Origin of the sequence: Skermania piniformis, assembly GCF_019285775.1 — a bacterium.
GTDB classification, from domain to species: Bacteria; Actinomycetota; Actinomycetes; order Mycobacteriales; family Mycobacteriaceae; genus Skermania; species Skermania pinensis.
The window spans coordinates 3,409,178-3,434,080 of the sequence record NZ_CP079105.1; the positions used below are offsets into that span (position 1 = coordinate 3,409,178).

22 protein-coding genes are annotated in these 24,903 nt (G+C 70.0%); 18 read left to right on the forward strand and 4 right to left on the reverse strand.

Features of this window, described 5'->3' with window-relative positions; genetic code table 11:
- Nucleotides 1–3 precede the first annotated feature (3 nt).
- The gene (locus tag KV203_RS15800; RefSeq protein WP_066472648.1) at nt 4–930 is read right to left on the reverse strand and encodes a metal-dependent hydrolase; all 927 of its coding nucleotides are present in this window, start codon (nt 928–930) and stop codon (nt 4–6) included.
- Between the two features lie 142 nt (nt 931–1,072).
- On the opposite strand from KV203_RS15800, the gene KV203_RS15805 reads away from it, so the two are divergent.
- A complete protein-coding gene (locus KV203_RS15805; protein ID WP_066472356.1) occupies nt 1,073–1,687 on the forward strand; it encodes a TetR/AcrR family transcriptional regulator in 615 nt (204 codons plus the stop codon).
- A gap of 60 nt (nt 1,688–1,747) precedes the next feature.
- Here the strand turns inward: KV203_RS15805 and KV203_RS15810 are convergent, their stop codons facing one another.
- Genes KV203_RS15810 through KV203_RS15820 form a run of 3 tightly spaced genes read right to left on the reverse strand, consistent with a single transcriptional unit; the run spans nt 1,748 to nt 4,861 of the window.
- Nucleotides 1,748–2,797, reverse strand: coding sequence for a FecCD family ABC transporter permease (locus KV203_RS15810; protein ID WP_066472360.1), 1,050 nt, complete (start codon nt 2,795–2,797; stop codon nt 1,748–1,750).
- Entirely contained in the window at nt 2,794–3,801 is a 1,008-nt protein-coding gene (locus tag KV203_RS15815) for a FecCD family ABC transporter permease (protein ID WP_066472362.1), read from the reverse strand. The genes KV203_RS15810 and KV203_RS15815 overlap by 4 nt, the downstream gene beginning before the upstream one ends.
- A gap of 4 nt (nt 3,802–3,805) precedes the next feature.
- Entirely contained in the window at nt 3,806–4,861 is a 1,056-nt protein-coding gene (locus KV203_RS15820; RefSeq protein WP_083530183.1) for an ABC transporter substrate-binding protein, read from the reverse strand.
- A gap of 217 nt (nt 4,862–5,078) precedes the next feature.
- On the opposite strand from KV203_RS15820, the gene KV203_RS15825 reads away from it, so the two are divergent.
- The 17 genes from KV203_RS15825 to KV203_RS15900 all read left to right on the forward strand — a co-directional run bounded on the left by KV203_RS15825 (nt 5,079) and on the right by KV203_RS15900 (nt 24,894).
- Nucleotides 5,079–5,678 (forward strand): GNAT family N-acetyltransferase, encoded by a 600-nt coding sequence (locus KV203_RS15825; protein WP_066472650.1) that lies wholly within the window; start codon nt 5,079–5,081, stop codon nt 5,676–5,678.
- Nucleotides 5,671–7,482 (forward strand): IucA/IucC family protein, encoded by a 1,812-nt coding sequence (locus tag KV203_RS15830; RefSeq protein ID WP_066472367.1) that lies wholly within the window; start codon nt 5,671–5,673, stop codon nt 7,480–7,482. The genes KV203_RS15825 and KV203_RS15830 overlap by 8 nt, the downstream gene beginning before the upstream one ends.
- On the forward strand, nt 7,479–9,782 hold the full coding sequence (locus KV203_RS15835; protein ID WP_066472369.1) for a penicillin acylase family protein: 2,304 nt from the start codon (nt 7,479–7,481) through the stop codon (nt 9,780–9,782). The genes KV203_RS15830 and KV203_RS15835 overlap by 4 nt, the downstream gene beginning before the upstream one ends.
- Nucleotides 9,779–11,371: a condensation domain-containing protein gene (locus KV203_RS15840; protein WP_246600181.1), complete on the forward strand. Its 1,593-nt coding sequence runs from the start codon at nt 9,779–9,781 to the stop codon at nt 11,369–11,371. The genes KV203_RS15835 and KV203_RS15840 overlap by 4 nt, the downstream gene beginning before the upstream one ends.
- 8 nt (nt 11,372–11,379) lie before the next feature.
- Nucleotides 11,380–12,939: a pyridoxal phosphate-dependent decarboxylase family protein gene (locus tag KV203_RS15845; RefSeq protein ID WP_246600182.1), complete on the forward strand. Its 1,560-nt coding sequence runs from the start codon at nt 11,380–11,382 to the stop codon at nt 12,937–12,939.
- A complete protein-coding gene (locus KV203_RS15850) occupies nt 12,932–14,257 on the forward strand; it encodes a lysine N(6)-hydroxylase/L-ornithine N(5)-oxygenase family protein (RefSeq protein ID WP_066472377.1) in 1,326 nt (441 codons plus the stop codon). Before KV203_RS15845 ends, KV203_RS15850 begins: the two co-directional genes overlap by 8 nt.
- Before the next feature lie 34 nt (nt 14,258–14,291).
- Nucleotides 14,292–14,558, forward strand: a complete 267-nt coding sequence (locus KV203_RS15855; protein WP_066472381.1) for an acyl carrier protein — start codon at nt 14,292–14,294, stop codon at nt 14,556–14,558.
- Nucleotides 14,555–15,706, forward strand: coding sequence for an acyl-CoA dehydrogenase family protein (locus tag KV203_RS15860; protein ID WP_066472384.1), 1,152 nt, complete (start codon nt 14,555–14,557; stop codon nt 15,704–15,706). The genes KV203_RS15855 and KV203_RS15860 overlap by 4 nt, the downstream gene beginning before the upstream one ends.
- Nucleotides 15,703–16,935, forward strand: coding sequence for a wax ester/triacylglycerol synthase domain-containing protein (locus tag KV203_RS15865; RefSeq protein WP_066472387.1), 1,233 nt, complete (start codon nt 15,703–15,705; stop codon nt 16,933–16,935). The genes KV203_RS15860 and KV203_RS15865 overlap by 4 nt, the downstream gene beginning before the upstream one ends.
- Nucleotides 16,936–17,002: 67 nt before the next feature.
- Nucleotides 17,003–18,565 (forward strand): FAD-binding oxidoreductase, encoded by a 1,563-nt coding sequence (locus KV203_RS15870; protein ID WP_246600183.1) that lies wholly within the window; start codon nt 17,003–17,005, stop codon nt 18,563–18,565.
- Nucleotides 18,562–19,452, forward strand: a complete 891-nt coding sequence (locus KV203_RS15875; protein ID WP_066472392.1) for a diacylglycerol/lipid kinase family protein — start codon at nt 18,562–18,564, stop codon at nt 19,450–19,452. Before KV203_RS15870 ends, KV203_RS15875 begins: the two co-directional genes overlap by 4 nt.
- Nucleotides 19,453–19,501: 49 nt before the next feature.
- Nucleotides 19,502–21,040, forward strand: a complete 1,539-nt coding sequence (locus tag KV203_RS15880; RefSeq protein ID WP_066472395.1) for an AAA family ATPase — start codon at nt 19,502–19,504, stop codon at nt 21,038–21,040.
- Between the two features lie 58 nt (nt 21,041–21,098).
- Nucleotides 21,099–21,536: a hypothetical protein gene (locus tag KV203_RS15885; protein ID WP_066472399.1), complete on the forward strand. Its 438-nt coding sequence runs from the start codon at nt 21,099–21,101 to the stop codon at nt 21,534–21,536.
- Nucleotides 21,533–21,760, forward strand: a complete 228-nt coding sequence (locus KV203_RS15890; protein ID WP_066472400.1) for a DUF2997 domain-containing protein — start codon at nt 21,533–21,535, stop codon at nt 21,758–21,760. Before KV203_RS15885 ends, KV203_RS15890 begins: the two co-directional genes overlap by 4 nt.
- A complete protein-coding gene (locus KV203_RS19775) occupies nt 21,757–22,512 on the forward strand; it encodes a hypothetical protein (RefSeq protein ID WP_066472403.1) in 756 nt (251 codons plus the stop codon). The genes KV203_RS15890 and KV203_RS19775 overlap by 4 nt, the downstream gene beginning before the upstream one ends.
- A complete protein-coding gene (locus KV203_RS19780; RefSeq protein ID WP_066472407.1) occupies nt 22,509–23,174 on the forward strand; it encodes a 4Fe-4S single cluster domain-containing protein in 666 nt (221 codons plus the stop codon). The genes KV203_RS19775 and KV203_RS19780 overlap by 4 nt, the downstream gene beginning before the upstream one ends.
- Nucleotides 23,175–23,253: 79 nt before the next feature.
- The gene (locus tag KV203_RS15900) at nt 23,254–24,894 is read left to right on the forward strand and encodes an HNH endonuclease signature motif containing protein (protein WP_083530184.1); all 1,641 of its coding nucleotides are present in this window, start codon (nt 23,254–23,256) and stop codon (nt 24,892–24,894) included.
- The last annotated feature ends 9 nt before the right edge of the window (nt 24,895–24,903 follow it).

The window sequence follows — 24,903 nt, forward strand, 5'->3', positions numbered from 1 at the left end:
GGCCTAGGAACCGACGGCTTCGGCGGTGTACCAGCGGGTGACGTCGTAGCCTTCGTCGTACCGGCGGAACCAGACGCCGGCCAACGCCGGCAGGTTCTCGTGTGCCGGGTTGTGCCGGGGCAGCTGGCTCCGCACCACGCCGACCAACGCGATCAGCTGCTCGCGCAGCGGCAGGTCGTCGAAGGCCCGCGGCATCGGGCCGTAGTCGGTGTAGTCGAGGAACGGCAGCCGCCGGCGCCAGGTCTGCTTACGCCGGTGCCGGGCGAACATCGACATCGCGTCGATCTTTCGATCTTCCAGCGGCACATGCTCGTTGAAGCCCTCGCAGGCGATCGCGAGGACCTCCAGGACATGCTTGAAGACCGAGGGCGCCACCCGCATCCGGTAGGTGTCGCGGCCCACCGCGGCGTCGAAGATGATCAGCGCCGAGCTGCGGTGCTCGACCTCCTCGACGAAGTGCCACAGGAACAACGAGGCCACCCGGTCGTCGCCGGGCGCGAAGAGCACGTCGTCGTGGTCCAGCATCAGCTTGAACACCGGGGTGAACGTGGCTTCCAGGTCGGCGGTGTAGGCGAGCCGATAGTCGATCGACGTCTCGGCGCACAGCCGATCGAACGCCTCGACCACCTGATCCAGCGTCTCCTGCAGCCGCGGATAGTGGTCGATCAACCCCCGGGCATGCTGCCGGTGCGCGGTGGAATGCTGGCCCTCCTGCCGCATGAAGGCGTCGGCCTCGTCGGCGACGACGGGGTCGGTGAGCTGCGACTTCATCTCGGTGATCGTCCGCACGATCATCTTCTCGAAGCCGATGGCCAGGAACGACACCGCATTGGCCATCGCCGAGAAGGCCGGGTTCTGCTCGTTCCAGAGGAACGGCACCTCGTAGTCGGCGAACGCAAAATTCATCTTCCGGACGTGCAGATCGGTCACCTGCAAACACCTCGCACTCGGATCTCGGGTACGGCCTGATCGGCAACGTGACGTTGATCATACATGTAGCCACATGTCTGTATGATTACTTCTGAAACTTATCTTCTGTCGAGACACCGGCCGACCACCCGAAAGGACCGACGTGGGACGTAGGCGCGGCTGGGGCGGTACCCCACCGGCGGGCGACGCCGAGGCAACGCAACGGATCGTCGCGGCGGCGGTCGACCTGATCGACCGCACCGGCGCGGCGATCAGCATCGCGCAGGTGGCGGAGTCGCTCGGGGTGATCCGGCAGACCGTCTATCGCTACTTCCCGACCGCCGCCGACCTGATGCGCGCCGCCGCGATCGCCTCGGTCGACGGCTTCCTCGACGCACTCACCGCGCATCTGGCCGGGATCGACGATCCGGCCGAAGCCATGACCGAGGGCGTCATCTTCACGCTGCGCGAGGTCCCCCGGCGGCCGCAGTTGGGCTTGCTGCTGGAGGGGACCGCGTCCCGCGCCGACGAATTCTTGTCGCCGGACGCGCTGGCCTTCGGCATGGCCATGATCACCCGGTACGACGTCGACTGGGTCCGGCACGGCTACGACGACGAGGCGCTGCACGAGCTGGTGGAACACAGCCTGCGCACCATGCAGTCGTTGGTCGTCTCCCCCGGCAATCCACCCCGCAACGACGATCAGTTGCGCCGCTACCTCCGCCGCTGGCTGGGCACCGCGATCACCGCGCAGGCAGAAATCGGCATCCGGGCGTGAACCGGACTCTCGACTCGGCCGCCGAGGTGTTCTCGGCGCCGTTTCGGTCTGCGATCGCGATCACCCGGATCCGGCCCGGTTCGCCCGCACCAGCAACCAGAGCAAGAAGATCGCGCCGAACGCCGAGGTGACGATCCCGACCGGGAACTCCACCGGGAACATCGTCTGCGCGACGATGTCGCTGCCGAGCACGAGGATCACACCGACCAGGGCCGATCCGACGACCGGCTCGCCGGCGACCCGATAGCCGCGGCGCGCGATCTGCGGTGCGGCCAGCGCGACGAAGGCGATCGGTCCCGCCGCGGCCGTGGCGAACGAGGCGAGCAACACCGCCGCGAACAGGATCACCGCTTGCCGCGAGTGCAGCCGGACGCCGAGCGAGCGGGCCGGGTCGTCACCGAGCCGGAGGACCGCCGACGTCGGCACCGACCACAGCGCCAAGCCGGTCGCGACGACGAAACCGACGGCAAGCGGCCGGATCTCGGACCAGTCGGACAGCGCGAGCGATCCGCTCAACCAGCGCAACGCGGTGCCCACATCGGTGATCGCAGCGCGCACCAGCAGCCAGTTGACGAGCGCGAGCAGCATCGCGTTGATGCCGATTCCGATCAGCACCAGCCGCAACCGGTCCACGCCGGCTCGCCAGCCGAGCAGATACACCGCCACCGCCGTGATCAGTCCCCCGGCCAGCGCGGCGGCCGGTGTACCCAGCGATGCGCCCGCCCCGGCACCACCGAACGCCAACAGCGCGACCGCGCCCAGGCTTGCTCCGGCGGTGACACCGAGGATGTCCGGGCCGGCGAGCGGGTTACGCAACGTCGACTGGGTGAGCGCGCCGGCGATGCCGAGCGCGGCACCGACCAGGATGCCGAGCACCGCGCGCGGCAACCGGAGCTCGACGACGACGAACCGCTCGGCCCCGGTTCCGCCACCGGCGAGAACCTCGAGCACCTGGGCCGGCGACACCGGGTAGTCCCCGCGGCCGACCGCGAGACAGAACAATCCGAACCCGGCCACCGCCAACAGCACGTGGCGAGCGAGCACCGCCGGCCGGAGCGCAGCCGACACCGGCCCGACCCGAACCGCCAGCACAGCCGTCCCGCCGCTCACAGCGCGACCGGAACGCGCCGGCGGACCACGGCGACGAAGAATGCCCCGCCCAGCACGGCCAGCACGATTCCGACCTGCAGCTCGCCCGGCCGGGCAGCGATGCGCCCGAGCACGTCGGCGCCGAGCAGCAGTACCGCGCCGAGCAGAGCCGAAGCCGGAATCAGCCAGCGATAGTCGGGGCCGGTGACCGTCCGGGCCAGGTGCGGCACGATCAACCCGAGAAAAGCGATCGGCCCGCACGCCGCCGTCGCTGCGCCGGCCAGCAGGGTGACGGCGGCCAAGCCGCCGAGCCGCTGCAACCCGACCCGGGCGCCGAGCGAACGTGCGACGTCGGTGCCGAGCCCGAGCAGGTTCAGCGCCGGAGCTCCGGCGGCGGCGAGCACGAACCCGACCAGCAGGAACGGCGCCACCTGCCCGACGACCTCGAGATCGCGCCCGGCCACCGAACCGACCACCCAGAACCGGTAGAGGTCCATCGTGGCGGTGTCGCCGAGCACGATCGCGCTGGTCACCGCCTGGAGCAGGAAGGTCACCGCCAGCCCGGTCAGGGCCAGGTTCAGCGGGCCGGCCGCGGTGGTGGTGGTGGTGGTGGTCGATCCCACAGCGAACACGACGAGCCCGGCCAGCAATGCGCCGAGTAGCGCCGACCAGATGTAGCTCCCCGGGTCGGTCCATCCGAGCGGACCGATGGCGACCACGACCAGTAGTGCCGCGCCGGCGTTGATACCCAGCAGTCCGGGATCGGCGAGCGGGTTGCGGGTGTGCCCCTGAATCACCGCCCCGGCGACGCCGAGCGCCGCGCCGGCGACGACGCCCAGCACGGTACGCGGCACCCGCAGCTGCCGAACTATCTCGTCGGCCGGCGTTGCGGTGGCGCCGAAAAGGGCGTGCCATACCTCGGCCGGTGATGTCGGCCGGGCACCGATGCCGACGCTCAGCACCGCCCCGATCCCGAGCAGCAGCACCAGCACCGCCAGACCGGTGAGCCGCCGACGGCCGGTCATGTGGTTACCGGACCTTGGCCGCCGCCGGCGCCAGCAGATCGAGGGCGAACGGCACCGAGTACACGCTCGGGTAGCTGAACGCCGCCGCGTTGTCGTTGTCCAGGTACAGCACCGCGCCGGATTGCACCGCGGGCAACGCCGCCCAACCGGGCACCTTGTCGTAGGCCGGGGGCCCACCGACCAACGGCCAGGCCAGCAGCAGGTCCGCCGCCAGATCGCCGACCCGCTCGTTCGAGATCATCACCCGGCCCATCCCGTTTGCCGGGATCGCTCGCAGCTGTGGACTCATCCCCAGTCCGACCTCGCTCAGCAGCCGAGTCGCCGGGTCGGTCGCCGAGACGACCGCATAGATCTGATTGTCCAGCCCCAGCTGGGTGAAGTCGGCGGTCTTGCCCTCGATCGCCGGATGATCCCGGGTGAACCGGTCGATCTTCGCGTCCACCTCGTCGATCAGCGATCGGGCCTGATCCTGGCGACCGAAGATCTCCCCCGCGGTGGTCGTGATCTGCTGCCAGGTGTCCATGACCGAGTCGGTGGCGATCACCGGAATCGTCGGCGCCAGCTTCGACAACTTGTCGTAGATCGCACGATCGCCGACATAGCCGGCCAGGATCAGGTCCGGCTGGTACGCGGCCAGCTCCTCGACGTTCACCTGTTGCAGGCTCGGCACCGCGTGCACCTCGCTGACATGCTCCGGGGTCCAGGCGAAGCGGTTGTACTTTCCGCCGAAGCCCTGCTGCACATATTCCGCGGTGATCGGCACATCGAGTGCGATCAGGGTGTCGGTCCAGCTACCGAGCAGCGTGATCACCCGCGTCGGCCGGCTCGGAATCACCGTGGCGCCGTACTGGTGCTGCACCGTGAGCACTCCGCCGGACTCGGCCGCCGTGGACACGGCCGGCACAGCGACGGACGCCGCGGAGCCGTCGGTGGGTGAGCCGCCGGCTGTCGAGTCGCCGGCGAGGTCCGTCGACGCGCACCCGGCCACGAGTGCGCACAACGCCAGAAAGGCAACCAGCAATCTCGACGCAAATCTGGGCACGGATCTTCTCCCGATCATCAGGTGAGCCTAACCTTGGTTGGATGCCGTACCTAATCGGCACCTTGCATCCGCATCGGGCATAGTTTGGTTAGCGTGCCCTAATTTATTAGCCTATGCTAACTCCATGCTCGGGTCGGTGGGAGATATTCAGATGGAGACTCGTCCGGAAACGGAGAGCGGCAACATAACCGAGAACGACAGCGGATATCTGCGATACCCGCTGTGGTCCAGACCGATGGACGCCGAACGCGATACCGCGATCGTGCACCGATGGCTGCGCCATCCCAAGGCCGAGTACTGGGACATGCTCGACGCCACGCCCGCCGACGTGCGGAAGCTGATCGACGACAGCTTCGGCGGTCCGCAGCCGGGCGGCCATTTCGGCTTGCGCATGGGCTATTTCGCCGGCACCCCACAATTCCTCTTCGAGCTGTACCACCCGCCGACCAGCGATCTGGGCCGGCCCGGCACCGGATACTCCTATCGGCCGGGCGATCTCGGGATGCACCTACTCGTCGCCCCGACCGACCGGAAGCTACCCGGATTCACCGGCAGCGTGATGCTGCACATCATCCGCACGGCTTTCTTCGAGGTCGGCGCCCGGCGCGTGGTCGTGGAACCCGACGTCCGAAATCTGGAAGTGCAGCGGCTCAACGCTGCCGTCGGCTTTCGGGTCGCCGGCGACTATCCGGTGGCGCAGAAGATCGCCCGGCTCAGCTACTGCACCCGCGCCGACTTCCTCCGCGACACCGATCACGGCCGAACCCTGGCCGACGCCGATCGCGTTCCGGCCGAATCCGATCCGGCCGAATCGCACGGAGTCGCGGATGCCTGAGCCGACCGCGGTTGCCACCCGGACGTCCTCCTGGCAGATCTACCGCCGCCGGATGGCCCGGAAAATCCTGTCCGAGTTCTGTCACGAACGTTTCCTCCGGCCGATCGAGCTCGCGCCCGGCGAGTACCTGGTGCACTCCGACGACCGGCGGACCGAATACCGTTTCCGAGCCGAGATTCTCGCCTTGGACAGCTGGAACATCGACGAGACGTCGCTCCGCCGGATCAGCGACGGGGTGCCGTCCGAGGTGGACCCGGTCGACCTGGTGGCCGACGTCAGCGACGCGCTCGGCATCCCCCGCGAGGCGGTGCCGGAATACCTCGAAGAACTGATCAACACCCTGTCGGTCGGCGCCGACCGCGCCCGATCACGCCCGCTGGCAGTCGGCGACCTGGCCCGCGCCGACTTCCAGACGATCGAAGCGACGATGACCGAAGGTCATCCGTGCATCGTCGCCAACGCCGGCCGGCTCGGTTTCGGCACCGACGACATCGCCCGCTACGCACCGGAAAACGGTGCCCGGCTGCCGCTGATCTGGGTCGCCGTGCGGCGCGACCACTGTGACTTCGCCGCAATGCCCGGCGTGGACTACCCAGGCCTTATCAGCACCGAACTCGATGCCACCACGCTGACCGAATTCGACGAGATCCTCACCAGCCGTGGGCTACACGCGGACGATTACTACTACATGCCGACCCATCCGTGGCAGTGGGACGCCAAGGTGTCCCGGATCCACGCGATCGATCTCGCCGAACAACGGATCGTTGCGCTCGGGCCCGCACCGGATCTCTATCAACCCCAACAATCCATCCGCACCCTGTTCAACACCAGCCACCCGACGCGCAACTACGTCAAGCTCGCACTGTCGATCGTCAACATGGGGTTCACCCGCGGCATGTCCGCGGACTACATGCGCACCACGCCGGCGATCAACGCGTGGGTGCGATGCCAGGTGGCGGGCGACCGCTACCTGGAGTCGATCGGGTTCACCATCCTCTACGAGGTCGCCGCGATCGGTTACCGGGATGCCACACTGACCCGGCTCACCCGGCCCGGGTCGGAGTACCGCAAGCTGCTCTCCGCACTGTGGCGGGAGAGCCCGGCAGCGCGGGTGGGTCCGCAGGAACAGCTGACCACGATGGCAGCCTTGCTGCACATCGACCACGACGGCGCGCCGCTGGTCGCAGCGTTCATCCGGCGATCCGGGATTGCGGTGCGCGACTGGATCGATCGCTATCTGCGGAGCTACCTGCACCCGATCATCTACCTGCTGTACCGCTACGAGCTCAAGTTCTCCCCGCACGGCGAGAACCTCATCCTGGTGCTCGACGCCGGGGTTCCGGTCCGCGCCTTCCTCAAGGACATCGGCGAAGAGGTCTCGTTCTTCGGCGATCCGGCCGCGATACCGAAATCCGCGCAGCGGGCGGTGGGCGAGGCCGCCGACGACATCCGCAACCTGGGCGTGCTGTCCGACGTGTTCGACGACTTCCTCCGGCATCTCGCGGCGATCCTGCACTCGAGTGGCCTGATACCCGACGACGAGTTCTGGAAGCTGGTCGCGGACAGCATCATCGAATTCCAGCACGAACACCGCGAGCTGGCCGACCGGTTCGAACGGTGGGATCTGTTCGCCCCGACGTTCAAGGCGATCCACCTCAATCAGCTCCAGCTCGGCAACAACCGTCGCATGGTGAACCTCGGTGACTCCTACGCCACGCTGGTCGACCAGGCACACGAGCTGACGAATCCGATTGCCGCGTATCGACCGGTGCCGGCCGACCGATCCGCCGCGGTACCGCAATGACCGACGCCACCGCGGACCGCCCGCGGATCGAGATCATCCGGGATCACTGGGGTATTCCGCACATCACCGCGGACAGCGCCCGGCACGCACTGTACGGGCAGGGTTATGCGACCGGAATCGACCGGGCCTGGCAGCTGGAGTTCCTCCGCTTACGCGCCGAGGGACGTACCGCCGAAATCTTCGGCCGGACCGCGGTCGGCTGGGACGAGTTCGCGCGCCGCACCCGGCTCGACCGCGCCGCCCGGCGAATCTACGCGGCATCGTCGCCGCGCACCCGCGATCTGGTCCGCGCTTACGCGGACGGGGTGAGCGCCACCCTGGCCACGGCGGATGCGCCGGAACTGACCGAGTTCGAGCACCGCCCGGCGCCCTGGCAGCCGTGGACGCCGATCGCCGTCTTCCTGGTCCACCACATCATGTTCGGTCGGATGTTCGCCAAACTGTGGCGCTGGCACGCCGGCCGGGTCCTGGGCGGCGCCGCGCTGACCCTGTTCGACTTCGAGGGCGCCGACGAGGCTCGACCGAGCGCGCCGGCGGTGCCGGACGACGCCTTCCTCGCGGAGGTCTTCGGCGCGCTGCCGGAGGGCACCACATTCGGTACCGCCACATCGGGTACGGCGCTGGACCAGCCGTCGTCCGGCAGCAATGCCTGGGCGGTCGCGCCGCACCGGACTGCCACCGGTGCCGCCCTGATCGCCGGCGATCCGCACCGGTTCCTCGAGCTGCCCGGCATCTATCAGCAGGTCCAGCTCGCATCCCCGGATTTCGACGTGGTCGGATTCGCGTTCGCCGGCGTTCCCGGGGTACCACACTTCGGGCATGCCGGACCGGTCGCGTGGGGCATCACCAACGCGATGGCCGACTACCAGGATCTCTACCTCGAACAGCTCACCCGGACCGATCCGGGCGTCACGGCGCGCACCCCGGACGGCCGATGCCCGGCCACGGTCGAAACCGACGAGATCCGGGTGCGCGGCGCCGCCCCGGTGCGGATCGAGTTGATCACCACCGACAACGGACCGGTCGTGTTCGGCGGCCCCGACGCGTCGTTCGCGCTCAGCCTGCGCAGCCCCATGCTCGACGATCCGGCTACGACCTTCGACGCCGTGATCGACCTGTTGTATGCCACCTCCGCCGCCGATGTCGAACGCGCACTGCACACCTGGGTCGAACCGGTCAACCGGATCGTCGTCGCCGATGCCGGCGGCGCGGTCACCCGGCACGTCGCCGGGCGGGTGCCGGACCGGGCGCCGGAGAACCACTGGCTGCCGGTGCCCGGTTGGGACGCCCGCTTCCGCTGGCGCGGCTACATCCGGCCGACCGTGTCGGACGATACCTTCGACGCCGCCGTGACCGACTTCGCGGTGATCGCCAACCAGCGGATCACCGAACCGGCCGCACTGCAGTTCCCCGCCGAGGAGTGCGCACCGTCGTTCCGCGCCGACCGGATCACCGAGCGGCTCGGCGCCGACGCTGCGGTCACCGTGGACGACTGCGCCGATATCCATCGTGACGTGGTGCTTTCCCAGGCCACCGCGCTGCAGGCGACCCTGGCCGGACTCACCGGACTGAGCCGGCGGGCAGACGAGATCCGTCGTCGGATCGTCGGGTGGGACCGCACCATGGCCGCCGACAGCACCGACGCCTACCTGTTCGCTGCGGTCCGCTCCGCCCTGGTAATCGGCCTCAGCGCCGATCCGGGGTTGTCCGGGCTGACCGGACCGCACCCGCTGCCGCCGACCTTCGATCCCTGGTTCGTCCCGACCACCCGGATCGCCGCCGGACTGACCGCGGTGCTCGCCCGCGCGCCCGGACTGGGGATCGACGTCGATCGGGCGGCCGCGGCCGCCCTGGAAGCGGTCGCTGCCGATCTCGGCGATCGAACCCCGCCGGTCTGGTCGAGCGTGCACGTCCTGCATCCGATCCACGGAATCGACCTCGCCGGCGTCGCAGCGGCCTATCCGGATCTCTCGCAACGCATTCGACCGGACCGATACGGACTCGGCGGTGACGCCGAGTGCGTGTTCGCCAACGCCGCCGCGGTCGGCAGCTACGTCTGCGTCCTGGGCTCGGCGGCCCGCTACGTCTGGGATCTGTCCGACCGGGATGCCGGCCGGTGGGTGGTGCCGCTCGGCGCCAGCGGCGACCCCCGATCGCCGAATTTCCAGGATCAGACGCCGATCTGGGCCTGCGGCGAGCTGATCACCATCGTGAGCAACTGGTTCGAGCTGCGGGAACACGCGGCATCGGTGCAGGTGGTACCGCCACCTGCCGTCGGAGCGACAGGGGGAGAACAGTGAACGAGTCCGTGCTGACCACCGGAACCATGACGACCGGACCGACACCTACCGCAGCGACCACTAGCGGAACGACGAATCTCGGCGACGTGCGAATGCAGCTGCTCCGCCGCCGACTGGTCGCTGCCGGCCTCGCCGCGGACCGCCCAGCAGCACCGCCCGCCGCCACCGCTGCGGGCCTCGGCGCCGCCGAACGCCGGATGTGGAAGATCTACGAACTGGACCCGGCGTCGATCTCGCACAACATCGGCCTGGTCCTCACCTTCACCGGCGGGTACACCGCCGCCGCGGTGGCCGCGGCATTCGAGCTCATGGTGCGCCGCGCCGAGGTGCTCGGCTCGGTCGTCGCGGTCGGCGCGGACGGCGCACCGCATCGGGTTCGGCCGGCTCCCCGCTCGCCCCACCCGGAGCCGGCCGGCCGCTGGCTCGTGCCGAACGAGGTCTGGGCCTGGGGGAATGGTCCGGTCGGTGCCGACGAAAGCACGGTCGACGATCCGGTCGCACTCGCCCGCGCCGCCTTCGACCTCGGTCGGGAACCACCGATCCGGGCCCGGATCGGGCCCGGCGCCGACGGCAGCGTTCGGCTGACCATGGTGCTGCACCATCTGGCCGTCGACGACACGTCGTGGCCGCTGCTTCTGGGCACCTTGGCATCCGGTGTCTGGCCCGGCCCGTCAGCCCCCGGCGGTGCCGTCGAGCCGGTCCCCGGCGGTGCGGCCGAGCCGGTCCCCGGCGGTGCCGTCGAGCCGGTCCCCGGCGGTACCGCCGTCGGCCGGGCGTTGCGCCATGCCACCGACACCTGGGCCGCCGCCGACGTCCGATATCCGCTGTCCGGGCAGCTGCCGGCCGACTCGGCCACCGAGAGCTGGCTCGCGCCGCTGGTCGATCGACCCGGCATCCGGCTGCTGCGCCCGGTTGCCACCGACGACGTCGACGCGCTCGGCCGGGTCGCCCAGGAGATCGGAGCCACCCGCAACGCGCTGCTGATCGCGGTGTGCGCGGTCGGGGTGCATGCGCTGACCGGCTCGACCGATCCCGTGCTGCTGGTGCCGGTCGACAATCGACGCCCGGGCGAGACCCCGGATCGGGTCGGCTACTGCGGCAACATCGTGCCGATCCGGTTCGTCGTCGACCCGGCCGCCACGATCCGAGACACCCTGCGGGATGCGGTTTCTGCGATCTACCGCGCGATGGAGTTCGCCACGGTGGACTACGGCGCGGTACTCACCGCGCTCCGGCAGGCCGGCGGGCGCTTCCCGGTCGCCGAGGTCATGGCCTCGGTCCGCAACGCTCCCCTGCGTGGCATCCCGGCGCCGCCGGGCCGCCGGGTGAACTGCGAGACCGTGTTCAACGGCGTCGGGAACTACCCGCTGACCTTCGCCTTCGAGATCGCGCCGGACGACGGCGTGCACCTGGAGTTCGACTACCAGCCCGAGGTCGTCACCGAGCTGCTGGCCGAGTCTGCCGTCGAGGTGATATCCGAACTCGTGCAGCGGATTCCGGACTCGTTGGAACTCGTCGTGGCGGAGCTCGCCACCGTCCCGCGCGGCCGCACGCCGCTGGTCACGACCACCGTCATCGCACCGGAATGAGGCTCGCCGTGTCCGAAGAACACCCGGTTTCCGCCGAATTCGCTTCCCCCTGGACAAATCTCGTCACCTTCGCCGAGCCGACAGCCGGCTGGTCGGCGGCCGGCCGCGGCTTGACCCAGCTCGCCACCGCCATGGCCGGACGCGGGCACGGAGCACCGCTGCCGGCGGGTGATCCGACCGAGGTGCTCGCCGCCGTCGCCGCCGAGCTGGGCCGCGCCCAGCTCCCCGAACAGGGCATCGGCGCGGCCGCCGCACTGGACCGGCTGGCGGACGTGATCGCCCGCTACGGAATCGATCTCACCCACAAGCTGACCGCCGCACACCTGCAACCACCGCCGCTGACCGTGGCCGTGATCGCCGATGCCCTGGCCAGTGCGAGCAACGCCTCGTTGGACACCTACGACTCCGGTCCGGCCACGCTCGCCATCGAGCGGTGGGCGATCAGCACGCTGATCCGGCTGGTCGGGTTCTCCGACGCAGCGGGCGGCGTGTTCGGTCCCGGTGGTTCCTACTCCAACCTGCTCGGGCTGTTGGTCGCCCGCGATCACACTGCCGCCCGGCACGGGTTCGACATCCGCCGGCACGGCGTGCGCGCGCTGCCCCGACCGGTGGTGCTCTGCTCGCAGCTCACCCATTTCTCGATCCACCGGGCCTGCGCGGCGCTGGGCCTCGGCGAGCAGGCGGTCCGGCCGGTGCCGGTCGGTCCGGACCAGCGGATGATCCCCGAAGCACTCGATGCCGAACTCGCCGGCCTCACCGCCGACGAGCTGCCGGTCGCGATCGTCGCTACCGCCGGCACCACCGATTTCGGCAGCGTCGACCCACTCCCGGAGATCGCCGCGATCGCCGCCCGCTACCGGGTGTGGCTGCACGTCGACGCGGCCTACGGCTTCGGCTCGTTGTTCTCCGATCGGCTCGCGCCGCTGCTGACCGGCATCGATCGCGCCGACTCGATCACGCTCGACCTGCACAAGGTCGGCTGGCAACCGGCCGCGGCCGGCGTGCTGCTGCTTTCCGAGGTCGAGCGGTTCGCCTCGCTCAGCCGGTCGGTGGCGTACCTCAACCCCGACGACGACATCGAGGCTGGTTACGGCGGGCTGCTCGGCCAGACGCTGCAGACCACCCGGCGTCCGGACGCGCTCAAGGTGGCGGCCACGTTCCTGACCTACGGCCGGCGCGGGCTGGGCGAGATGCTCGACACCTGCCACGACATCGCCCGCTACGCCGAACGCCGGATCGTCGCCGAACCACAACTGGAGTTGATCGCCCCGGCGACCATGACCACCGTGGTGTTCCGGTACCGGTGCGAAGATCTGGACCTCGACCAGGTCAACGCCGAGTTGCGGCGACGCCTGATCAGCTCCGGCATCGCCCTGATCGGCCGCACCGACGTACGGGTCCGCGGCGACGGGGCGGCGCGCACCTGCCTGAAGCTCACCCTGCTCAATCCGGAAGCCACCGAAACCGACATCGACGCGTTGTTCGACCAGCTGCGCCGGGTAGGGCTCGAGGTCGAGTCGGAGGGGCTGCCGGACGGCCAGGACGAGATGGTGACCGCCCGTGACTGAGGACCCGAGCGGCACCGACCCGGTCGACATCCTGGCGATCGGCTGCGGCCCGTTCAATCTGGGCTTGGCCGCGCTCGCCGCGCCGATCGACGACCTCGACATCGTCGTCCTCGACTCGGTCGACACATTCCGCTGGCATCCCGGATTGCTCTTCGACGAGGCAAAACTGCAAGTCAGCTTCCTGTCCGATCTGGTTTCCCTGGTCGATCCGACCCATCCGATGTCGTTTCTGGCCTACCTCGCCGACGTCGACCGGCTCTACCCGTTCCTGGTCCGAGAGCAGTTCTTTCCCACCCGCCGCGAGTACGAGGCCTACCTGCTCTGGGCGGTCGAGCGGCTCTCGCCGACGCTGCGGTTCGGCCACGCGGTCGAGGCGGTGCAGTGGGACGGTTCGGTGTTTCAGGTCACCGCCACCACCTCCGCCGGAAACCGGGTCGGCTACGCGGCCCGGCACGTGGTCGTCGGGGTCGGCACCGAGCCGTGGATTCCCGCCGTACTCGCCCCCGCGGCACCGAATCTGGTGCACAGCAGCGACTACCTGAATCACCGCGACCGAGCGCATGCGGCCGACACCGTGACCGTGATCGGGTCCGGCCAATCGGGCGCGGAGATCGTCGTCGACCTGTTGGAGGCGAATCTCGCCGGTGGTCCGGCGGTGCGCTGGTGGACCCGGACCCCATGGTTCGCGCCGCTGGACTTCACCAAGCTGTCGCTGGAGATGACCACGCCGGGGTATATGGATTACTTCCACGGTCTACCGGAGGCAACCCGGGACCGGGTCCGAGCCGGCCACTGGCAGTTCCACAAAGGCATTTCCACCGACACCCTCGACCGGCTGCACGACCTGCTCTACCGGCGCGAGCTGCTCGGCCGGTCGGCCCCGGTGCAACTGCGCAACGGGGTCGGTGTCGCCGGAGTCGACCCGACACCGGCGGGACGGCTGCGGATCCGGGCCCGGCACACCGACACCGGGTCGGTGATACAGCACACCACCGATCTGGTCGTCGCCGCCACCGGCTACCGGTACCGCGAGCAGAACTTCTTGGCCCCGTTGGAATCTCGTCTCCGCCGCGACTCCCGGGGCCGCCTGGTGGTCGAGCAGGAGCACGCCGTCGCCACCGATCCGGAACTCACCGGACGGCTGTTCGTCGCGAACGCCGAGGCGCACAGTCACGGCGTGTCGGCACCGAACCTGGACATCGGTGCCGTCCGCAACGCCCGGATCATCAACGCCGTCCTCGGCCGTCCGGCCTACCGGTTACCCCGCCGCACCGCGTTCACCAGCTTCGACATAACCGACGACGAACTCGCCGAGTAGGCCCGCCGAACCCCCACCGTCCCAAGGAGTTGCCATGCCCGACAGCACCATCCCCGACAGCACCGACAGCATCCGGACCGAACTACACCGCATCCTGGAAGACGATCTCGATCTCTCGCTGACCGACGTCGCGCCGTCCGCCCGCTTGGTCGACGACCTCGGCATCGACTCGGTGGCGTTCGCCATCGGGGTGGTCGCGATCGAGGAGCGACTCGGCGTCCGGCTGACCGAGAAGGAGATCGCCGACGCGGTGTCGGTGGCCGACCTGGAACAACTGATCCGTTCGAAGGTGATCACGTGACGATCGCGGGCTACGCCGAGCTGCTCGACCGCGCCTTCGACGATCGAGTAGTCGCCTGGACCGAACAAGCCGAGGTCGACGGGAAGTTTCCCCGCCACCTGCTCGAACATCTGGGCGCGGCCGACGTGTTCCGCCGTAAGTGGGCCGATCGCAAGACGACCGACCTGGCCGAACACTTTGCGCTCGCGGCGCGGCTCGGCACCCTGGGTTCGGCCGGCATCGGAGTCGGGGTCAGCCTGCATGATTCGGCGATCGCGATCCTGCGCCGGTTCGCCCGCAACGATTTCCATCGCACGTTGACCGAGCAGGCGATCGCCGCGGAGGCGGTGCTGTGCATCGGCGCGTCGGAAGAAAGCGGCGGGTCGGACCTCCAACACGCCCGAACCCGGATCGAGCCCGACGGCAGCGGGTTCCGGGTGATCGGCACCAAAAAGTTCGTCTCGCTGTCGCCGATCGCCGACTACATCCTCGTCGTCGGCCGGGATCAACGCACCTCCCCCGTCGGCACCGCCGACGGGGGAAACGTCGCGCTCGTGATAGTGCCGACCGCGCAGGTCACGATCGCCGAGCCCTACCGGAAGCTGGGCGCCGCACCGCTGGACACGGCCGCCGTCGAGCTGGACACCTGGGTGCCCGCGGACGCGCTGATCGCTCGGGCCGGAACCGGACTTGCGGTGATCAGCTGGGGGCTGGCGCACGAACGGTTCTCCGTCGCCGGACAGATCGCCGCCGCCTGCGAGGTGATGCTGGGTGTCGCGCTGGCCCGGATGGTCGACCGGCACCAGTTCGGCAAGCGGCTCTACGACCATCAGGCGCTGCGGTTGCGGATCGCCGATCTGCAGTCGCGGGTCGACGTACTGCGGTATTCGCTGGCCGGCGTCGCGGCCGAAGGCCGGATCAACCTGCGTACCGCCGCGGCGCTGAAGGCGACCGCCGCCGGCCTCGGCGAACAGGTCGCCTCCGAGTGTCTGCACATCTTCGGCGGCATCGGCTACCTGGACACCGGGCTACCGGTCGGTCGGTGGTGGCGCGACATGAAACTCGCCCGGGTCGGCGGCGGAACCGACGAGGTGTTGTGGGAGCTGGTGGCCGCCGCGATGAAGCCCGACGAGGAACGGTATCGGACGATGATGGAGACCCAGTCGTGAGCAATGTCGAGCTGGTCCCGGCCGACCTCACCTACCTGTACCTGGACCGCCGGCACTACCCGATGCATTGGGCGATGGTGCTCGAGCTGGCACCGACCGGCCCGCGACTGACCCTGGAACAGCTGCGCGCCCGGGTTGCCGAGCGCAGCACCCTGTTCGAGCTGTTCCGGTTCCGGATCCGGCGTGGTCGGGTCCGGATGCCGCGGGCGACGGCGGCCGCGACGATCGAGGTGTCCCGCCACGTCACCGAGGTGACCTTCGACGGCGACGTCACCGTGCGGCTGGGCGAACGGATGGCCACCCGGCTGTCGACGTCGACCCCGCGCTGGCACGTCACCCTGCTCACGCCCCGCGCCGGCGGCGCGCAGTTCCTCCTCGTCCGGGTGCACCACGCGCTCTCCGACGGCATCGCCGGGGCGGCGTTCGCCGCGCTGCTCGCCGACGGCACCACGGACGACCTGCGCGAGTTCGAGCGGTTCGCGACCAGCCCCCGGTTCCGCACCGGCCCGATCGACCCGGGCGCCCGCGCCGGCGCCGAGGCCGCGTTCGGTGAACAGTGGCTGGCCGGCAGCGAAGGACGCGGCTGGCCCCGGCTCACCGACGGCGGCCGGCGCGAGGTCGGGTTGGCCCACGTCGCTACCCGGGAACTGCGCAAAGCCGCCCGGCGACACGACGCGACCGTGCACGAGTACGTGCTCGCCACGATCGGGCGCACGCTGGCGGCGGCCCCACCCGCCGGATCCGCGGCGAAGGTGGTCCGGGTGACCCTGCCGGTGACCAACGATCCCGACTTCCGGCACACCGGCAACGCGGTATCGATCGCCCTGATCAACCTGCCCGGCGGCGAGACCGGGCTCGACGCACAGCTCGAGCGCAGCCGCACCGAACTGGCGTTGGTCGAGACGCGCCGGCCCCACCTGGCCGTCGCCGCTCCGGACACCCCACCGAACGCCCCCTGGCTGGTACAGCGCGTGGTCGCCGGGCGGGCGATGCGGCGACTCGATCCCGACATCCACGTCGGGATCAACCCGGGCTTCGCCACGGTCCGCTCGGTGCTCGGGACCGAGATCGTCGGGCTCACCGCGCTTTCGCCGCTGGTCGGCTATTCGTTCTCGGTCACCTGCCTGGTCCTCGGCCGCCACACGTCGTTCGGGGTGGTCGCCGACCCGGATGCGGTGGGCGTCGGCTACGCCGGGAACTTCGCCGAAAAGTTCACCCGGGCGCTCTGACCGGCCGGGTGCTGCGTGGTTGAAAACCGGGCAAGAACGTGACCGGGACATGCAACACTGCACGATCATGACGCCGTCGGCAATGCACTGGTCCCGCTGGGGTGATCCCGCCAAAGCCCAACCGCTGGACGAATCCGCGCGCGGCATGGTCGAGATGTTCGTGGGGCCGCTGGTGGACGTACCGACGGTCGAGCTCGAGCAGGTCGTGCTGCCGCCCGTCGGACTGACGGCGGACCAGGTGGCCGGGCTGGCCGCGATCACCGAGGTTGCCACCGATGCCGAATCGCGGATCCGGCGTACCCGGGGGAAATCGACACCCGATCTCCTCAAACTCCGCGCCGGCGACGCGGGCGACGCGCCGGACGCCGTCGTGCGTCCCGGATCGCACGACGACGTCGTCGCCGTCCTGGCTTACGCCGTCGAACAGCGCATCGCGGTCGTCCCGTTCGGTGGCGGCACGTCGGTCGTCGGCGGGCTCGCCGCCCGGCGCGACGGCTTCGCCGGTGTCGTCGCGCTCGACCTCGCGCGGATGAAGCGGCTGATCGCCGTCGATCCCGAGTCGCAGACGGCGACGATGGAGCCGGGCCTGCTCGGCCCCGAAGCCGAAGCCCTCGTCGGCGAGCACGGCTTCACGATTGGGCACTTCCCGCAGAGTTTCGAGTACGCCTCGATCGGCGGCTTCGCGGTCACCCGGTCCAGCGGTCAGTCCAGCAGCGGCTACGGCCGCTTCGACTCGCTCGTCGTGGGGCTGCGGGTCGCCACCCCGATCGGCGACCTGACCTCGGGCAGCGCGCCGGCCAACGCGGCCGGGCCCGATCTGCGCGAGCTCGTGATGGGCTCGGAGGGCGCGTTCGGCGTGGTCACCGAAGTCACCGTCCGGGTCCGGCCGCTGCCGGCCGAGAAGGTCTACGAGACGTGGCGATTCCCGTCGTTCACCCAAGGTGCGGCGGCCATGCGGGTGTTGCGGCAGGAAGGCATCGCGCCGACCGTGCTGCGGCTCTCCGACGAGCTGGAAACCATGGTCAACCTCGCCGACCCGGCCTCGATCGGCGCCGCGGGAGACGGGGGCTGCCTCATGGTCGCCGGCTTCGAAGGCACCGCCGCAGCCGTCGAGTTGCGCCGCTCGCTGGTCACGGCCCGGCTGACCGAGCTCGGCGGCACCGACCTCGGCGTCGACGAAGCCTGGGCCACCGGCCGATACAACGGTCCCTACCTGCGCGACTCGCTGCTGGACCTCGGCATCCTGGTCGAGACGCTGGAGACCGCAACCTTCTGGTCCAACCTGACCCGGCTGTACGACGGCGTGAAGTCCGCGCTGGCCGCGAGCCTGCCGAATCCGATTGTGCTATGTCATATCTCGCACGTCTACGACACCGGCTGCTCGCTCTACTTCACCGTGGCCGCGCGCGTAGCGGGCGACCCGATCGCGCAATGGCGCGCGGCCAAGGCTGCTGCCTCGGACGCGATGATCGACGCCGGGGCCACCATCACCCACCACCATGCGATCGGCACCGATCACAAGCCCTGGCTGGCCCGTGAGATCGGTCCGGTCGGCGTCGAAATCCTGCGCGCCGTGAAGGAGCGCGTCGACCCCACCGGCATCCTCAACCCGGGCATCCTCATCCCGTGAGGTCGTTCCACATCGTCGTGAATCCCGCCTCGGGTGGGGGCGCCGCACTGGCGCGGGTGGACCCGGTCGCGACGATCCTGCGCGCCGCCGGGGCCGAGGTCGACGTCGTCCGGAGTCGCGACCCGGATCACGCACGAGCCGAGGTAGGCGCCGCGATCGATGCCGGCCGGCAGGTAGTGGCGTGCGGCGGTGACGGCATGCTCGCCTCCGTCGCCGGCGCTGTCGTATCGGCCGGCGCTGTAGTATCGGCCGGCGCGTGCCTGGGCATCATCCCCAGCGGCCGCGGCAACGACTTCGCCCGACAATTGGGGCTGCTCGACGGGGGTGTCGAGGAGATTGCCCGGGTCTTGCTGGAGGGCAAGCCGACGCCCGTCGACGTCCTCCGCGCCGACGACCGCGTCGTCCTCGGCAGCGTCTACGCCGGGGTCGACTCGCTCGCGTCCGAGATCGTCGACGGCGCCCGCCGGCTGCCCGGGCCGGTGCAGTATCCCTATGCCGCGGTGCGGTCGCTGCTCACCTATCGGCCCACTCGCTACCGCATCACCGTGGATGACTCGACGGCCGAGACCGACGCCTACTCGGTGGTCGTCGCCAACAGCGGCTACTACGGCAAAGGGATGCACGTCGCCCCGACCGCCGAGGTGGACGACGGCATCCTCGACGTCATCGTCATCCCCAAGGCGTCCCGCTTCACCCTTATCCGGCGTCTGCCCAGGATCTACGCGGGCAGCCACCTCGCGATCCCCGGGGTCGACGTCCTCCGCGGCACCAGCGTGACCCTGTCGTCCCGCGACCCGGTGACGGCGTACGGCGACGGCGAGCGCCTGCAGCCACTCCCCGTCGCGGTCACCGTGCAACCGGGCGCGCTCCACGTGCTGCTGCCCTGAGATCGTCCGGCTCCTCGGTCCGGTCACCCCCGAGCGCTACCGTTCGACCATGGCCGCACTCGGGTTCCGCGGGACCCTCACCCAACTGCTGCAGGCTCGGTTTCCGGTGCTGTACGTGGAAACCTTCGAGGAACAGCGGGTATTCGCGGAGATCGCCGGCGTTCTCGCCGGCTGGAAGACGCCGCGCACGCTCTGGCACTGGTCGGTCACCGAGGGGCTGCACCGGTCGGGAACGACGCCGACCCGCACGTCCACCGATCCCGCGGCGGCGCTGCAGGTGGCCCGCGAGGTCAGCGACAGTTCGGTGTTCGTGTTCGCCGACCTGCACGCGCACCTCGGCGACGACTCCCGACCGGCCGACCCGCTGATCGTGCGCACGCTGCGCGACGTGGTGCGCGACTTCCGGGCCGGAGATCTCGCGCGCACCCTGATCATCGTCGCGCCGATCCTGCGCATCCCACCCGAACTGGAAAAAGACGTCACGATCGTCGACTTCCGACTGCCCGACGAGCGGGACGTCCGCGGCCTGCTGGAGTCGATGATCACGCAGAACCAGGCGGTCGTTCGGGTGCTGCTCGACGAGGCGGGTCGCGACCGGATGACCAAGGCCGCGCTCGGGCTGACCCTGGCCGAGGCGGAGAACGCGTTCGCGCGGGCGATGGTCGTCGACGGCAGCCTGACCGACCGCGACGTCGAGCTGGTGCTCGCCGAGAAGGCCCAGACCATCCGAAAGTCCGGCCTGCTCGACCTGGTGGACAGCGACGTCGGGCTCACCGACGTCGGCGGGCTCGGCGAGCTCAAGGTATGGCTGGGTAAGCGGCGCAACGCCTGGCTGGCCGAGGCCGCGCAGTACGGTCTGCCCGCGCCGAAAGGCGTGCTGATCACCGGTGTTCCCGGCTGCGGCAAGTCGCTGACCGCGAAGGCCGCGGCGACCGCCTGGGGCGTGCCGCTGATCCGATTGGACATCGGCAAGGTGTTTGCCGGACTGGTCGGCGCGAGTGAACACAACATGCGCTCGGCACTGGCCACGGCGGAAGCATCCGCGCCGTGCGTGTTGTGGGTGGACGAGATCGACAAGGGTTTCGGTGCCGGCAGCAGCGACTCCGGAACCAACGCCCGGGTGTTCGGCACGCTGCTGACCTGGATGCAGGAGAAGACCGCGCCGGTGTTCGTGATGGCCACCGCGAACACCATCGACCACCTGCCGCCGGAGTTCCTGCGCAAGGGCAGGTTCGACGAGATCTTCTTCGTCGACCTGCCCGGCGACGCGGAGCGGGCGGAGATCTGGCGGCTGCACCTGCACCGGCGACTCGCGGCCGGGCCCGCAGCGGCGATGGATTACACCGACCTGCTGATCGCCGATCTGGCCGCCGCGAGTGGCGGGTGCTCCGGCGCGGAGATCGAACAGGCCGTCGTCGCCGCGCTGTTCGATGCCTATTCGCAGCGTCGGCCGCCGGCCGCAGCGGATCTGTTCCACGCGATCGAGTCGACCGTTCCCCTGTCCGTCCTGCAGGAGGCGCAGGTGACGGCGCTGCGTGACTGGGCCGCGCTGCGCGCCGTGAACGCATCGTCGACAGCTGGGCCGTGAGTGGGAGTGGTACCCCGACTACCGTGGAACCCACGCAAGCATCGAGAGGGGCCCACACATGAGCATCTCGCTGGTTTTGCTCCCGCTCGCGGTCGCTGCCGCGGCCAAGGCGGCGAGTCGCGAGTCGTCGGCGCCGCAGGTCTGCACGGTGAGCACCCGGATGCGCGACATCCGGCTGTTGGTCGCGGCGCTCGGCGACACCGGCGCGACGGCAACGGTGTTGTCCGACGACGACGTCGACGCCCGTTGGGCCGATCTCACCGCCCGGCTGCGCCGCGACCCGGACGGGATCTGGGGGGGCGATTTCGTCGGCACCGACGACGAAGCGCGCTGCATCGACACGATCGTCGCCGTGGACGCGGCGTACGGACTCCGGGTGCAGGCGGCGGTGGTCGAGCGACTGCGGGACCGGGCGCCGGCTGCGGGGATGGCGGTGCTGTCGGAATCGGCCGCCGCGAACGGCGAGGTGACCATGGTGTTGGAGGTACGCGGGTGACCGAGCGAGCCCGAATCACCGTCGTCGTCGGCCCGGACGGGCACATCCGCGCCGCGACCCACGGGGTTACCGGTACGCAGTGCCTGCCCTACGTCGCGGTGCTGGAGGACCTGCTCGAGGCGACCGCGGTGGACAGCGCATACACCGCCGACTGGACGACGGAGTCGGCACGGGTGGCCAATTCGGCCGGTACGACGGTTCGCGCCGACGACGGGCCCGGATGACCGTCGACTCCCGGCCCCCACCGCAGCTGCTCGCCGACCGGAGCTGGCGGATGCGCAACAGCGCATGGATGCTGCCGGTCATTCTCGGCTGCGGCATGGCCACCTGGGCGTCGTTCCTCTACATCGGGATCAAGGCGCGGCGCCGCTCGTGGCAGATCGCCGCCGGCGTCTATTCGGTCGCGTTCGTCGCGATGATGGTGGTGTCCGGCTCCGCCGAAGGCGACCCCCAACACGGCTCGACCGGCACTGCGTCGAACCTGATGGGCGGCCTGCTCGTCGCCACCTGGGCGGCCGGCATCGTGCACGCGGTGATGGTCCGTCCGCAGTGGTTGCGCTGGCGGGCCGATCACAACCAGCCCTGGTGGGCAACCCCCACGCATCCCGCGCCGGCGCCGGCCCCCCAGATGCACCCGCCCGCTGCATCGATCCCGGCACCGGTCGCGCCGCTGGTCGAACCGAGCCGGTTCTGGGCTCCGCCGGCACCGGCCGCCGCCCTCGGCCAGGTGACGATCGCGGTCGCGACCCCGGCCGAGCTCGCGGCGCTGGGCATCGATCCGGCCGGGGTGCAGCGGTTGCTCGCCGCCCGGAGCCGGCCCGGCGGCATCACCACGGTGCAGGATTTCGCCGACCTGGCCGGCTTGCCGCCGCATCGGCTGGCCGCCGTCGTGCAGCGAGTCGTGCTGAGCGCCCCGCCGTCGCCCGCGCCCGGCCGGCCCACGTTTCCGGCGCCGGGACGACGGCTGGACCTGTGACTACCCCACCACCCGCCGTCGACGCGGACACGCTGCTGGTCGCCCGAGTGCTCACCGCCACCGACGCAGAAGGCCCCGGCACCCGCACGGCGATCTGGGTGCAGGGTTGCCGGATCCGCTGCCCGGGCTGCTTCAACCCGCACCTGTGGGGCGCCGCCGGCGGCCGGCGGGTCGAGCTGAGCGGGTGGCTGCCGCCGGTGCTCGACGACGCCGCGGCCGGCGGCGTCGAGGGCATCACGCTGCTCGGCGGCGAACCGTTCGAGCAGGCGGCGCCGCTCGCCCGGCTCGCCACCGCCGCACGGGAACGCGGCCTCTCGGTGATGACCTTCAGCGGATACACCTATGCCGAGCTGCGGCGCTGGGCCGCCGACCGGACCGACATCGCGGCCCTGCTATCGCACACCGACCTGCTCGCCGACGGCCCGTTCCGGGCGGATCTGCTCGACCACACCCGCCCCTGGGTGGGCTCGAGCAACCAGGGTCTACGCGCGCTCACGCCGCGATACGCCGGCATCGACGTCACCCGCCGACCCGATCGGGTCGAGATCCGAATCGACCGGTCGGGCACCGTCGCGGTCAACGGCTGGGCCGACACCGACCGGCTGGATCTGCTACTGGACGACCTCCGCGGACGCGGTCACCGAGCCGGTCGAAAACCTTAGCCAACGGGGCTGGAACAGATATTTCCGGATCTTCGTCCGGCTTGTTGAGCATTCACTACATCCGCGGTACTATTCGAACATGTGTTCTAGTGCGGCTCCTCCGGGTAACTCGGGTTCGGACGGCGCAGGTTCGGACGGCGCAGGTTCGGACGGCGCAGGTTCGGACGGCGCGAGTTCGGTGGCCGCGGTCGCGGTGATCGATGCCGCCCTGGACGATCTCGCCGCGCTGGTTCCGGAGTCGGGGACGGCCGCGCTCGGAGTGTTGCAGGAGCTCGAACGGGTAGCGCGGCGGATCGCCGGGGTCGGGTACGGGCTGATTCGAGTGACGGTCGAGGCTCCGGGTGACGAGTTCGGTGGCCGCCGTTACCGGGATGTGCTTGCTGATGCGTTGCGGATTCGGCCGAACGAGGCGAGTGCCCGGTTGTTTGAGGCCGCCGATCTCACTGCGTCGTCGACGATGACCGGGCAACCCGTGCCGCCGATACTGCCCGAGTTGGCGGCGCGAGTCCGGACGGGCGAGGTCGGGCGAGAGCACGTGCGAGTGGTTCGGAAGTTTCTGCATGATCTGCCCAACGGAGTCGACGCGTCCACTCGGGTCGCCGCGGAGCGGGAACTCGCCCGGGCTGCGACCACGCTACGACCGGATGAGCTGGGCAAGCTCGCCACACACCTCGATGCCGTCGTGAATCCCGATGGCACGCTGTCCGATGAGCGGGACCGGGCCCGCAAACGCGGTATCCGGCTCGGCGAGCAGGAACGCGACGGGATGAGCCGGCTCACCGGGTATGTCTCCCCGGAATTGCGCGCTTATCTGGAATCGATCTTCGCCAAGTACGCGCGGCCGGGTATGTGTAACCCCGACGACGAGCTTCCGACCGTCGACGGTGAGGCGCCGGCCGAGCACGTCGAGCGGGACCAGCGGACCCCGGCCCAGCGCAATCATGATGCGCTGCTGACGGTGCTGCGCGCGGCGATCGCATCCGGAGAGTTGGGGCAGCACCGTGGGCTGCCGGTGACGGTGATCGTCACGACCACCCTCCAAGACCTCGAGACCGCCGCCGGGTACTCCGGGTATGCGCCCGGCCCGGGACCGCGAACCGGGTACCCGCCCGACCGATCTACGGGTTACGCGCCCGATGAACCGACGACGTCACCGGCATCCGGCGGAACCGACCGAGGTGCCCCGGTTCCGGGCCGTAGCCCGGGTGGGATCGGCGGGAAAGCAACGACCGCGAGCGGAACCCTGATCCCGTACCGGGATCTGATCCGGATGGCCACCCATGCCTGGCACTACCTGGTGGTGTTCGACGCGCACACCGAACAGCCGTTGTATCTCGGCCGATCCAAACGCCTTGCCTCACCGGATCAACGGATCGTGGCAACCGCCCAGTACGGCGGCTGCACCTATCCGGGCTGTCCGCGGCCGGCAGTGGATTGCGAGTACCACCACATGACCGCCTGGGCGGCCGGCGGCCCCACCGACATCACCGATCTCGCCCCCGCCTGTGGTCATCACCACGCGCTGGCCGATCAAGGCTGGACCGTGCGGCGCAACCCGGCCGGCCGGATCGAATGGCTACCACCGACCTGGCTCGACCCCGACCGCGCCGCCCGAACCAACACCTACCACCGGCCCGCCGACTGGTACCGGCCCGCCGACTGGTACCGGCCGCCGCGCGACACAACCACGCCCGTCGAGCGATCACCGATCCAGCGATGATCACCGATC